Origin of the sequence: Staphylococcus pasteuri (assembly GCF_030547725.1) — a bacterium.
Classification (GTDB): Bacteria; Bacillota; Bacilli; order Staphylococcales; family Staphylococcaceae; genus Staphylococcus; species Staphylococcus pasteuri.
Genome location: NZ_JAUOQO010000002.1, coordinates 167622 through 181591, shown reverse-complemented (window position 1 = coordinate 181591; position 13970 = coordinate 167622). Strand labels below are relative to the sequence as shown.

General features: G+C 31.3%; 12 protein-coding genes. 10 read left to right on the top strand and 2 right to left on the bottom strand.

What is annotated here, in order from left to right; genetic code table 11:
* The first annotated feature begins 138 nt into the window (after nt 1–138).
* Together Q4528_RS02985 and Q4528_RS02980 are read left to right on the top strand one after the other, a co-directional pair.
* On the top strand, nt 139–1695 hold the full coding sequence (locus Q4528_RS02985) for an SLC13 family permease (protein WP_017638395.1): 1557 nt from the start codon (nt 139–141) through the stop codon (nt 1693–1695).
* Between the two features lie 222 nt (nt 1696–1917).
* The gene (locus Q4528_RS02980; protein WP_046466437.1) at nt 1918–3291 is read left to right on the top strand and encodes a cryptochrome/photolyase family protein; all 1374 of its coding nucleotides are present in this window, start codon (nt 1918–1920) and stop codon (nt 3289–3291) included.
* Between the two features lie 71 nt (nt 3292–3362).
* On the opposite strand, the gene Q4528_RS02975 is transcribed toward Q4528_RS02980, so the two are convergent.
* Entirely contained in the window at nt 3363–3641 is a 279-nt protein-coding gene (locus Q4528_RS02975; protein ID WP_017638393.1) for a hypothetical protein, read from the bottom strand.
* Complete coding sequence (locus Q4528_RS02970; RefSeq protein WP_029056448.1) at nt 3638–4255, bottom strand: DUF1361 domain-containing protein; 618 nt, start codon at nt 4253–4255, stop codon at nt 3638–3640. Before Q4528_RS02970 ends, Q4528_RS02975 begins: the two co-directional genes overlap by 4 nt.
* Nucleotides 4256–4580: 325 nt before the next feature.
* On the opposite strand from Q4528_RS02970, the gene norA reads away from it, so the two are divergent.
* The 8 genes from norA (at nt 4581) to Q4528_RS02930 (ending at nt 13916) form a co-directional block, all read left to right on the top strand.
* On the top strand, nt 4581–5741 hold the full coding sequence (gene norA, locus Q4528_RS02965; protein ID WP_017637345.1) for a multidrug efflux MFS transporter NorA: 1161 nt from the start codon (nt 4581–4583) through the stop codon (nt 5739–5741).
* Between the two features lie 357 nt (nt 5742–6098).
* Entirely contained in the window at nt 6099–6581 is a 483-nt protein-coding gene (locus Q4528_RS02960; protein WP_029056450.1) for a hypothetical protein, read from the top strand.
* A gap of 107 nt (nt 6582–6688) precedes the next feature.
* Nucleotides 6689–7171: a Cys-tRNA(Pro) deacylase gene (ybaK, locus tag Q4528_RS02955; RefSeq protein ID WP_017637343.1), complete on the top strand. Its 483-nt coding sequence runs from the start codon at nt 6689–6691 to the stop codon at nt 7169–7171.
* Nucleotides 7172–7356: 185 nt separating this feature from the next.
* Nucleotides 7357–8115 (top strand): DeoR/GlpR family DNA-binding transcription regulator, encoded by a 759-nt coding sequence (locus tag Q4528_RS02950; RefSeq protein ID WP_046466438.1) that lies wholly within the window; start codon nt 7357–7359, stop codon nt 8113–8115.
* Entirely contained in the window at nt 8112–9032 is a 921-nt protein-coding gene (gene pfkB, locus Q4528_RS02945; RefSeq protein ID WP_046466439.1) for a 1-phosphofructokinase, read from the top strand. Before Q4528_RS02950 ends, pfkB begins: the two co-directional genes overlap by 4 nt.
* Before the next feature lie 5 nt (nt 9033–9037).
* Nucleotides 9038–11002 carry a PTS fructose transporter subunit IIABC gene (locus tag Q4528_RS02940; protein ID WP_303520471.1) on the top strand — a complete coding sequence of 655 codons (1965 nt, stop codon included), beginning with the start codon at nt 9038–9040 and terminating at the stop codon, nt 11000–11002.
* A gap of 139 nt (nt 11003–11141) precedes the next feature.
* Nucleotides 11142–12317 carry an N-acetylglucosamine-6-phosphate deacetylase gene (gene nagA, locus Q4528_RS02935; protein WP_046466855.1) on the top strand — a complete coding sequence of 392 codons (1176 nt, stop codon included), beginning with the start codon at nt 11142–11144 and terminating at the stop codon, nt 12315–12317.
* A gap of 249 nt (nt 12318–12566) precedes the next feature.
* On the top strand, nt 12567–13916 hold the full coding sequence (locus tag Q4528_RS02930) for a hemolysin family protein (protein WP_017637338.1): 1350 nt from the start codon (nt 12567–12569) through the stop codon (nt 13914–13916).
* The last annotated feature ends 54 nt before the right edge of the window (nt 13917–13970 follow it).

Sequence of the window (13970 nt, the reverse complement as noted above, 5' to 3'; positions counted from 1 at the left end):
AGTGTAGTTTAGTTAGTTGTATAATATTTATTTTGAAAATTGAGTATTGTGTGTCTTTTGTAATTGGTTATATTGGATAAAGCGTTTTCTTGATATAATTTATAGTAACAAGATAATGATAATAAGGAGTAGGTGCACATGTCTAAAGCAAAACAATCCTCCCAGAATGTTCATAACCAACCAGGTAAGAAAGAGAAAAAAGGCTATAAGCCTATATGGATAATTGTAAGCTTTGTTATATTAATTGCCATTATACTTTTACCTACACCAGCTGGGTTGCCTATTATGGCTAAAATGGCTTTAGCCATTTTAGCATTTGCAGTAATTATGTGGGTGACAGAAGCGGTGTCTTACCCTGTTTCAGCGACCTTGATTTTAGGCTTAATCATACTGTTACTAGGGTTTAGTCCAGTTCAAAACTTATCAGAACAATTAGGTAATCCCAAAAATGGTGATGCTATTATAAAAGGTAGTGAGATGTTAGGGACTAATAATGCTTTAACACAAGCGTTTAGTGGTTTCTCTACATCTGCAGTAGCCTTAGTTGCAGCAGCATTATTTTTAGCAGCTGCTATGCAAGAAACGAACTTACACAAACGTTTAGCATTATTAGTATTATCTATTGTTGGAAATAAAACAAAGAACATTGTTATTGGTGCTATTCTTGTTTCCATAGTACTAGCATTTTTTGTTCCTTCTGCAACTGCAAGAGCAGGAGCTGTAGTACCTATATTATTAGGTATGATCGCAGCATTTAAAGTATCAAAAGAAAGTAAACTTGCTTCACTTTTAATTATTACATCTGTTCAAGCTGTTTCGATTTGGAATATAGGTATTAAAACAGCTGCAGCACAAAATATTGTTGCAATTAATTTTATTAACCAAAATTTAGGCCATGACGTTTCATGGGGCGAATGGTTCTTATATGCTGCACCATGGTCAATACTAATGTCTATTGCCCTTTATTTTATTATGATAAAAGTCATGCCGCCAGAACGAGAATCTATTGAGGGTGGGAAAGCGCTAATTAAAGAAGAATTAAATCAATTAGGTCCTGTTAAACCTCGTGAATGGCGTTTAATTATTATTTCAGTTTTACTATTACTATTTTGGTCAACTGAAAAGGTATTACATCCTATTGATTCTGCTTCAATTACATTAATAGCATTAGGTATTATGTTGATGCCTAAAGTTGGTGTAATTACTTGGAAAGGCGTAGAAAAGAAAATACCTTGGGGCACAATTATTGTATTTGGTGTTGGTATTTCATTAGGTAATGTATTGTTAAAAACAGGTGCCGCACAATGGTTAAGTGACCAAACATTCGGGTTGATGGGACTTAAAGGATTACCAATTATTGCGACAATAGCACTCATTACATTATTTAATATTTTAATACACTTAGGATTTGCGAGTGCTACTAGTTTATCTTCTGCATTGATTCCTGTCTTTATTTCACTAACATCTACTTTACATTTAGGAGATCAATCTATTGGATTTGTATTAATACAACAATTTGTTATTAGTTTTGGATTCTTATTACCAGTAAGTGCACCTCAAAACATGCTTGCATACGGAACTGACACATTTACTGTTAAAGATTTCTTGAAATCAGGTATTCCATTAACTATTGTTGGATACATTCTTGTTATTATTTTCAGTTTAACTTACTGGAAATGGTTAGGTTTAGTATAAAAATATAGCTATAGGTTTTGTTTTATTTCTTGGAAAATATCAGAGCTATGATTTATAAGAGCTTGAGAGCAACTATTGTTCTCAAGCTTATTTTAATATTTGGATTTTTATTTACTTCATTATTATTGATTGCAGCATATATTTATTATTTTTAAATGTATTAATTAAACTCATAGTAGGGTATTAAACAAACTATAAAAAATAATAGGTGGTAACAATAGAATGAAAATAGGTGTTGTATTAAATCGAGTTTTTAGAATAAATCATAATCCATTATTAGCGTATGTTTATCAGCGCTTAGATGATATTGAATCATGTGTGTTTATCATTCCTGTAGAGCAATTTGGAGATCATTCACAATTAAAAGAGACATTTTATAAAGGTACGTTAAAGAAATTTTTAAATGAATTACATAACAATCATATTTCAGTAAATATGATTGATTACGATCAATTAATTGAATTTTGTGAGTCACAAGAGTTGGATAAGGTTGTTATGGCTAGTGATATTATGAGTTATCATAAAGAAGAATATGACTATCCTCATCAAAAACAACATTTCAATAAAGCTTCAATTGAAGTCCAACCCATAAGAGTACAACATTATTTTAATCCGAAGAAAACATTTAATAATCAAGGCGAACCATATAAAGTGTTTACAAGTTTTTATAAAAGATGGCGCCCATACGTCATGCAAAGAAAAATAGATCAATACAAATTAAAAGATATAGCCAATAAAACATCAACGTCTGAAAAGAAATTGAAATTGGATGTTGAAGATAGAGGATTATCAGAAAAAGACGTTCAGCAACAATGGCAAAGTTTTTTAGAACATGATATTCAAAATTATGACTCAAATAGAGAATATCTTCCTGAAGTATTGACCAGTCAACTTAGCATTGCTTTGGCATATGGTCTTATTGATATTATTAAAGTATTTAATGATTTACTACAAGGTTATGACATAGATGAATCAAATTATGAAGCTTTTATAAGAGAGTTAATTTTTAGAGAGTTTTATTATGTATTAATGACGCAATATCCAGAAACTGCAAATGTAGCATTTAAAGAAAAATACCAACACATTGATTGGGTAAATAATGAACATCAATTTACAAAATGGAAAAATGGAGAAACAGGTTTTCCAATTATTGATGCTGCAATGGAAGAACTCAATCAAACTGGTTATATGCATAATAGAATGAGAATGGTAACCTCTCAATTTTTAACTAAAGATTTATTAATAGATTGGACATGGGGAGAAGCATATTTTAAAGATAAACTGATTGATTATGATAGTGCGTCTAATGTTCATGGATGGCAATGGTCTGCATCAACTGGTACAGATGCCGTGCCATATTTCAGAATGTTTAATCCGATGAGACAGAGTGAACGTTTTGATTCTAAAGCATTATATATAAAAAGATGGTTACCCGTTTTTAATGATGTCGATGCAAAGTTATTGCATGATACCAAGAAAAATCAAAAGAAATTGAAGCAGCAAGGGATTGAATTAGGTCAAAATTACCCTAAACAAATGGTGAATCATAACGATAGCCGCGAGCGAGTAATGTCATTATTCAAGTCATTGTCATAAAAAAAGTTGTTAATAGTAATATTTTGAAGTGTAATATTCAAAACGTCATTACTATTAACAACCATAAGATTTTATTTAAGCCAAAATAAGCAAACGTACACTGCTACATATTCGAAAAACGTTAAAATATACATATATTTTAACCGTAATTTAACGCCTAATGGAACATTCCAATTAGGGAAACGTCGTTCATAATAAAAAACTTGTAAAATAAACAATCCTATTCCGAGAGGTAAAAACATTAAAATAATACTTTTAGCATAGCTAAACCCAATATCGTGAATAAAATGTCCGATAATGAGCTGTATAATTACAATAATTGCTAATAAGATAAGTAAGTTAAAAATCATTTTTGTAGTCGAACTCCTTTTACAAATAAAATGATTGCTGATTGCATGATGACCATTAATAATACAAATATAAATGTTTTAAGATTAAACACACTTATAACTTCGTAAAATATTTTAAGGGGTTCATTGATTAAATAAACAGTATGAATTCTTAAAAAACGACCCATGTAAATGCCTAAACCATTTAAAAACATAAGAATAATAACTAATGCTCGGTTCAACCAAATATGTGTTGTAAAATGTAAGATTTCCATGAAAATCAATATCATAACATACATTGCTAAAAAGACACCTAGCATTAAATAAGTAAAGAAAATCCATTCTTTTAAGTTTAATCCAATTAAGAAGTTGAATTGAAATTGGTTTAAATGAATTAAATCAGTAATCATGTAAAAGGTATTTGGAACAAGTAATAAAAAGATCATTCCAAATATGACAAATAATGGCCATTCAAATTTTTTCATAGGTTTAAATAGCTTTAATAATAAACACAATTCAAATGGAATATATGCTAAAAATAAATTTAAAGTCATAAAGTTGAATATTTTTGTTTCGAACAAGGATATAGTAAATAGAATGATAAAATAGATTCTTGCTATATATCGAGGTTGCATGATAAACACTACTTTCATAACATCGTTTTTGAAATTTGATTTAATATTTTTTTCTTTTAAAGCGTAAAAAATATTTGAGTTTTAATAATATCGCTATGAGCAACAGTAATCAACTAAAAGAGGATGAAAGTTAAATATTTATTATAGTAAAATAAGATTGGAATTAAATGATTACATTATTAAAACGCCTTACTGTTAATTTTTTTGAAAATGTATTACAATGAACGGACTTTTAAAACATATCTTTCATGTATAATAAGAATTTATTTAAACGAATCATGTCATATTAAGTAATTTATGCATTGTTAGAGAGGAGGACACCATTATGAGAAAACAATTATTTACACTCTACTTTAATATATTTCTAATATTCTTAGGAATTGGACTGGTTATTCCAGTACTACCTGTTTATCTTAAAGATTTAGGGCTAAAAGGTAGCGATTTAGGTATACTAGTTGCTGTGTTTGCATTAGCGCAAATGATTATTTCACCTTTTGGTGGTGGATTAGCAGATAAATTAGGAAAAAAATTAATTATATGTATAGGTCTAGTCTTATTTTCAATTTCTGAATTTATGTTTGCGATGGGTCATTCATTTTCAATCCTAATTATTTCACGTGTTTTAGGTGGACTAAGTGCTGGTATGGTTATGCCGGGTGTTACTGGTCTTATTGCCGATATTTCACCATCGCAAGATAAAGCAAAAAACTTTGGTTATATGTCTGCGATTATTAATTCCGGTTTTATCTTAGGACCTGGTTTTGGGGGCTTTTTAGCAGAGATTTCACATAGATTACCTTTCTACTTTGCAGGTGGTCTAGGTATTATCGCATTTATTATGTCATTGATTGTTATTCACAATCCGAAAAAAGTTACAACTGCTGGTTTCCCACAATATGATCCAGAATTATTAACTAAAATTAATTGGAAAGTTTTCTTAACACCAGTAATTCTAACGTTAGTGCTTGCATTCGGATTATCAGCATTTGAAACACTATTTTCACTTTATACATCAGACAAAATAGGTTACACACCAAAAGATATTTCAATTGCAATCACAGGTGGCGGTATCTTTGGCGCACTATTCCAAGTTTTCTTCTTTGATAAATTCATGAAGTATACTAGTGAGTTAAACTTTATAGCTTGGTCATTATTATATTCAGCAATCGTTCTAGTGATGCTTATTGTTGCACAAGGTTATTGGACTATAATGCTAATTAGTTTCATTGTTTTTATAGGATTTGACATGATTAGACCGGCTATTACAAATTATTTTTCAAATATAGCAGGTAATCGTCAAGGATTTGCAGGCGGACTCAATTCAACATTTACAAGTATGGGGAATTTTATGGGACCATTAGTAGCTGGTGCCTTATTTGATGTGAACATAGAATTTCCTTTATATATGGCAATAGCTGTATCATTAAGTGGTATTGTCATTATATTTATTGAAAAAGTAGTTAGAAAAAATATCACTCAAAAGTAAATTTTAAAATGATAGCTGTTCATTGTACTTTTTAATGTACGTGAACAGCTTTTTTGATAAATTGGTATTTTTGAAAACATAGCACCTTTTTAAAATAGTAAAACTTTTTAAATTTTTGATATAGTATTCGAACAATTAGAAACTAAAGAAATAAATTTTGATGTAAAAAATAGATTAAAATAAAGAATCAAATCGAGTTATTTCGTTTTTTAATGATTTTATGTAACAAAAATAACAACTTTAGTAATAATACTGTTACAAATATTACAATCTATTTAAATTGTGACCTACATAACTGAAATTGAATATGACTATGTTAAGATAGACAAAAATCAATTAAGAAATGTGGGTAAGGGGATGAATTTGAAAAACTTATTATTGAGTATATTTGCAGTTATTTTGACTATTTGTTTAATTGGTTTAATATTTTTAGCAACGAATCAAAACGCATTAGCTAAAGTACATCAAACCATTTGTACATTTTCAAAAGCAAATAAACTTTCTGTTATAGAGAAAACAACTCAAATAACTGACTTTAAAACAGCCAAAGCTTCTGAAAAAAATGACAATAATAATAACGATGTAAAACATCAAAAGACTACATATGTAAAAAAAGACAATCATAGATTATCAGAAACTGACTTTACGCCAAGAGAACGCAAAGTTATTGCAATTAATTATGCAAATAAACATTTAGATGAACAATACGATTTAAAACAAGTTAATCAACAACAACAAGATTCAAAGTATTTATATGTGAATCAACAGAAAAATCAACAAACAAATATCTCAGTGAATGGTAATGGTCAAGTAGGGGCAAATCATTCAGACATACAATAGCACGTACTTTTTTAAAAAGAGTATGTGTTATTTTTTGCGTTTACAAAATATAACTTATTAGTGGTAAAATGAAATGCGATTAGTAAAGTAATATTAGAGGTGACATAATGAGTAAAACGAAAAAAACGAATGCAATGCGAATGTTAGATAGAGCGAAAGTTAACTATAAAACTAATATATTTGAAGTGACTGCAGAACACCAAACAGGTGAACAAATAGCCAAACTTGTTAATGCTAAAGTAGAAGAAGTATATAAAACACTTGTATTAGAAAATGCCAACCATAATCATTTTGTATTTGTCATACCAGTAAATGAAACGTTAGACATGAAACAAGCTGCCCACGTTGTAAACGAGAAAAAGTTAAATTTGATGCCTTTAGATCAATTGAAGCAAGTTACTGGATATATTCGAGGTGGTTGTTCACCTATAGGAATGAAACATTTATTTCCTACTGTTATAGATCAATCTATACGACAACTCGATAAAGTATACGTAAGTGGTGGACAAAGAGGTATGCAAATGATTATAGGGGTGGAAGACTTAATTTCTATGACAAATGCAAAAGTAGAGCCAATCATCCAAAATTAATAAAAACAAATATAAAATGATAATAATGACACAGAAATATGTTGTAATAAGTTGAATTTTGACGATTACATAGATTTCTGTGTTATTTTTGTCACAATATGATTGTTTTTGATTGATTTTGACAATTTATGATTGAAATTTGTAAGCGTACTCATTATAATGATAAGTGAAATGGGGTGGTTACTTTGATATCTGAGAAACGACACAACTTAATTTTACAAGAATTAAAGAATAAAGATTTTCTTACACTCCAAGAATTAATGGATAGAACAGGTTGTAGTTCTTCTACTATTAGAAGAGATTTATCAAAGTTACAACAAGAAGGGAAATTACAACGTATCCACGGTGGTGCGACGATTGGTCATAATCGAATAGTAGAACCAAGATTAAAAGAAAAATTAACGCAAAACTCACAAGAGAAAAAAGAAATTGCTAGACAAGCTGCGCAACAAATTAGTGATAATGACTGTATATTTTTAGATGCAGGTTCAACAACGTTAGAAATGATACCTTACATAGATGCAAAAGAAATCATCGTTGTAACAAATGGTTTAACACACGTTGAACAGTTACTTAAAAAAGGCTTTAAAACCTTAATGTTGGGTGGTCAAGTTAAGGCGAATACTTTTGCTACTGTTGGATCTAGCGCTTTAGAAACATTGAGACGTTATTGCTTTGATAAGTCTTTCATCGGAATGAATGGTATAGATGAGAAATATGGATTAACGACACCTGATGAACAAGAAGCATTAATAAAAGAAACTGCGATGCGACTTTCTAATGAAAGCTTTGTTGTTGTAGATGAAACTAAGTTCAATCAAGTTTATTTTGCTAGGGTTCCAGCACGTGACAATACTCAAATCATTACGTCTAAACGTGGCATTGAAAACCATGTCAATGATGATTTTAGAGAGCAATATCGATTTTTAGGAGGAATTTTATGATATATACAGTTACATTCAATCCATCGATAGACTATGTCATGTTTGTAGATGACTTCCAAATAGATGGATTAAATAGAGCTAAAGATACAAATAAATTTGCAGGTGGCAAAGGTATTAATGTATCTAGAGTATTAAAGACTTTAGATGTTGATTCTACTGCATTAGGTTTTGCAGGTGGATTTCCAGGTGACTTTATCGCTCAGATACTAAAAGATAGTGATATCCAAACTGATTTCGTTCAAGTAGATGAAGATACACGCATTAACGTTAAGTTAAAAACTGGCAAAGAAACAGAAATAAATGCACAAGGACCTAACGTAACAGATGCTCAATTTCAATCACTATTAGATCAAATTAAGAAAACAAACAAAGAAGATATTGTTATCGTAGCAGGAAGTGTACCGAAAAGTATTCCAAGTGACGCCTACGCACAAATTGCGAAAATCACTCAACAAACTGGTGCTCAATTAGTAGTAGATGCAGAAAAAGAATTAGTTGAAACGGTTTTAGAATATAATCCATTATTTATAAAACCGAATAAAGACGAACTTGAAGTTATGTTTAATACTTCAATTAAAAATGACGAGGACGTCATTAAATACGGTAAACAAATTTTAGATAAAGGTGCACAGTCAGTGATTGTTTCACTAGGCGGGGACGGTGCAATTTATGTAGATAGCGAACGTAGTATTAAAGCAGTTAACCCTCAAGGGAAAGTAGTTAATACTGTTGGTTCAGGTGATAGTACTGTTGCTGGGATGGTAGCAGGTTTGGCTACGGGATTATCAATAGAAGATGCATTTAAACAAGCCGTTGCTTCAGGAACAGCTACAGCATTTGACGCAGATTTAGCTACAAAAGATGCAATAGAAAATATAAAATCACAAGTTACGATTTCTGTACTTGATGGGGAGTGAATAATATGAGAATAACAGAATTATTGACAAAAGAAACGATAGCAATGGATTTATCTTCATCAGATAAAAATGCTGTTATTGATGAGTTAGTGAATCAACTAGATAAAGCTGGCAAATTAAGTGATGTACCATCATTTAAAGAAGCCATTCATAATCGTGAATCTCAAAGTACAACAGGAATTGGTGAAGGGATTGCCATTCCACATGCGAAAGTTGCAGCGGTTAAATCGCCAGCAATCGCATTTGGTAAATCTAAGGAAGGCGTGGATTATCAAAGTTTAGATATGCAACCTGCACACCTATTCTTTATGATTGCCGCTCCTGAAGGTGGGGCACAAACGCATTTAGATGCTTTGGCTAAATTGTCTGGTATTTTAATGGATGAAAACGTACGTGAAAAATTAATCAATGCCTCTTCACCAGAAGAAGTATTACAAATTATCGATAATGCTGATGATGAAGCTACAAAAGAAGAAGAAGCAGAAGCACAACAAAATGAAGCTGAAGCGGCTGCAGCAGCTGATGGTTCAACAGAAGATAATGAACCATATGTACTTGCAGTAACAGCTTGTCCAACAGGTATCGCTCATACTTATATGGCTCGTGACGCATTGAAAAAACAAGCTGAGAAAATGGGCATAAAAATTAAAGTTGAAACGAATGGTTCTAGTGGTATTAAAAACCATTTAACTGAAAAAGATATTGAAAAAGCTTCTGGTGTTATTGTAGCAGCAGACGTACATGTTGAAACTGACCGTTTCGATGGTAAAAATGTAGTAGAAGTACCAGTAGCAGATGGTATTAAACGTCCAGAAGAATTAATTAACACAGCATTAGATACTAGTCGTAAACCATTTGTTGCCCGCGGAGATAGATCATCAAGTAACAAAGATGATAATGAAGAAAAATTAAGTCCAGGAAAAGCGTTTTATAAACACTTAATGAATGGTGTTTCTAACATGCTACCATTAGTTATTGCTGGTGGTATCATCATGGCTATCGTGTTTATTATTGGACCTAACTCATTTGATCCAAAGAGCGCTGAACACAATGCTTTTGCAGAACAACTATGGAATATTGGTAAAAACAGTGCTTTTGCCTTAATTATTCCAGTATTAGCAGGTTTTATTGCTCGTAGTATTGCAGATAAGCCAGGATTTGCAGCTGGTTTAGTCGGTGGTATGTTAGCTATTTCAGGTGATTCAGGCTTTATTGGCGGTATTATTGCAGGTTTCTTAGCAGGTTACTTAACACAAGGTATTAAATATATTACACGTAATTTACCTCAAGCATTAGAAGGTTTAAAACCAACGTTAATTTATCCATTACTATCTGTACTTGTAACTGGATTGCTAATGATTTATGTATTTAATCCACCAGCTTCATGGTTGAACAATTTATTATTAAACGGACTAAATGGTCTTTCAGGTTCAAACATTATGTTACTTGGTTTAGTTATTGGTGCAATGATGGCCATCGATATGGGTGGACCTTTCAATAAAGCAGCATATGTATTCGCAACTGCTGCACTTACTGAAGGAAATGCAGCACCGATTACAGCAGCTATGATAGGTGGTATGATTCCACCATTAGCAATTGCAACTGCTATGCTATTATTTAGAAAGAAATTTACTAAAGAACAAAGAGGTTCAATTGTTCCTAACTATGTAATGGGCGCATCATTCATTACTGAAGGCGCTATACCATTTGCAGCAGCTGACCCAATTCGAGTTATTCCATCTATGATGATTGGTTCAGGCATAAGTGGTGCTATAGCATTAGCTTTAGGTTCAAGAATTAATGCCCCACATGGTGGTATCTTTGTTATTGCAACAACTGATTTCAGTCATATTTTACAAACATTATTAGCTATTGTGATTGGTACAATCATTTCTGCTCTAATCTACGGTTTCTTAAAACCAAAATTAACTGAAAATGAAATTGAAGCTTCAAAAGCTATGGATGAATAATAGATTCAAGCCCTTGTCGTTAATTCGACAAGGGTATTTTATTTTTAATAACTTTATTGAACTGTATGATATGAATAAATTTAAAGGTTATAGTAAAATAACAATCGTATTAAATGAATTAGAAAAGAAGGTATTAGTAGTGGAAGAATATATCATTGTGAATGGGCAAATATATACTGAAAGCCAAAAAATTGAACAAGGTTATATACATATTAAAGATGGAAAAATATTAGAAATTGGTTCGAATTTTAATATAGAGAGATTAAATGAACTTAAAGGAAAATACCTAACAATAGACGCTAAAGGACATCATGTTATTCCAGGATTTATCGATATACACATTCATGGTGGATATGGTGAAGATGCTATGGATGCGTCACAAGAGGGCTTGAAACATCTAGCCGAACAGTTATTATCTGAAGGAACGACGTCATTTTTAGCGACAACGATGACACAATCAGATGAAAGTATTAAACAAGCACTACAAAATATATCTAATTATCATCAAATTCAAGACGTACAACAAGCCGCTGAAATCGTAGGCATACATCTTGAAGGACCATTTATATCTGAACATAAAGTTGGCGCTCAGCATCCCAAATATGTTCAAAGACCAACGGCTGATAAAATAAACCAGTTTCAACAAACTGCAAATCAATTAATTAAAATTATAACCTTTGCACCAGAAGTTGAAGGTGCAATAGACACTTTAAAATCGCTCAATAATGACATTATATTTTCAATGGGACATACTGTGGCGACCTTTGAAGAAGCAAACAATGCTGTAGATTATGGTGCTAAACACATTACACATTTATATAATGCTGCAACTGGTTTTGGTCATAGAGATCCAGGTGTTTTTGGTGCAGCTTGGTTAAATCAAAATTTAAATACTGAAATTATTGTAGATGGTATTCATTCTCATCCTGCTGCAGTAGCATTGGCATATAAAAATAAAGGTAATGAACATTTATATCTCATTACAGATGCTATGAGAGCAAAAGGTATGCCAGAAGGTGAATACGATTTAGGTGGTCAAAACGTCATTGTACGTAATAGTGAAGCACGACTAGATACAGGTGCACTTGCAGGTAGTATTTTAAAAATGAATGATGGTTTACGTAACATAATGTCATACACTAGCGCTTCAATCAAAGATTTATGGCGAGTAACAAGTTGGAACCAAGCAAAAGCATTAGGAATAGATCGAACAAAAGGTAGTATTAAAGAAGGAAAAGATGCAGATATAGTTATCGTTGACGATAATATCAATGTAAAGACAACAATTAAAAATGGACAGCCACATACATTTTAGTCATAATGAATAACTTGACTAAAAGGGGATATTAGTTTTAAATGTTATGTTGTAAATCTATAAACATAAATCAACAATATATAAAAATTCTATGATAGAATTAAATCAATTACATTTTTTTAGGGGGTGTCGCAATGGGAAGGCCTTAGCATGTAAATATAATTCAAGTCAATTCGAAAATTTTAATTACGTGTTAACCATGTGTGACACATATAATACGGAGGTGAATCCCTAGAAATAGGGAAATAATTGGAAACTACGACCATAATTAGTTTAATAGTATTTTTTCTTTTAATTGCATTAACTACAGTATTTGTCGGATCTGAATTTGCATTAGTTAAAGTAAGATCGACGCGTATTGAACAATTGGCAGAGGAAGGTAATAGTGGTGCTAAAGTCGTTAAAAAGATGATTAGCAACTTAGATTATTATTTATCTGCTTGTCAATTAGGTATAACAGTAACTTCATTAGGATTAGGTTGGTTAGGTGAACCAACATTTGATAAATTATTACATCCATTATTTGAATTAATGCACTTACCTAGTGCTTTAACAACAACAGTTTCATTTGTTATTGCGTTTATAGTAGTAACATATTTACACGTTGTACTGGGTGAACTTGCGCCTAAGTCATTTGCCATTCAGCATACTGAGAAAATGGCTTTACTTTATGCTAGACCATTATATTATTTCGGTAATGTTATGAAACCATTAATTTGGTTAATGAATGGTTCAGCGAGAGTTATCATTAGAATGTTTGGCGTAGATCCTGATGCTCAAACTGATGCAATGTCAGAAGAAGAAATTAAGATTATAATTAATAACAGTTATAATGGTGGAGAAATCAACCAAACAGAGCTTGCATATATGCAAAATATCTTTTCTTTTGATGAAAGACAAGCTAAAGATATTATGGTACCCCGAACTCAAATGATTACATTGAACGAACCATTTAATGTAGATGAGCTTTTAGAAACGATTAAAGAATATCAATTTACACGTTACCCTATCACTGAAGATGGCGATAAAGACCATGTCAAAGGGTTTATAAACGTTAAAGAATTTTTAACTGAATATGCTTCAGGTAAAACGATTAAGATTGCTAACTATATCCATGAATTACCTATGATCTCAGAGACGACGCGCATCAGTGATGCACTAGTAAGAATGCAACGTGAACATGTTCATATTAGTTTAATTATTGATGAATATGGTGGTACGGCAGGTATTTTAACTATGGAAGATATTTTAGAAGAAATCGTCGGTGAAATCAGAGATGAATTTGACGATGATGAAGTAAATGATATTGTTAAATTAGAGGATAATAAATATCAAATTAATGGTCGTGTACTACTAGATGACCTAAATGAAAAATTTGGTATAGAATTCGAAGACTCTGAAGATATTGATACTATAGGCGGATGGTTACAATCTGAAAATACAAACTTACAAAAAGATGACTTTGTTGATACAGAGTATGATCGTTGGATTATTTCTGAAATTGAAAATCACCAAATTATTTGGGTAACTTTAAAGTATGAATATAACCAAGAACGTCCAACTTACGATATCAATTCAGAAGATGAACAATCTGAATAATAATATAAATAATCAAAAGACGCTTAAACTTCAATGTTTAAGCGTCTTTACTTA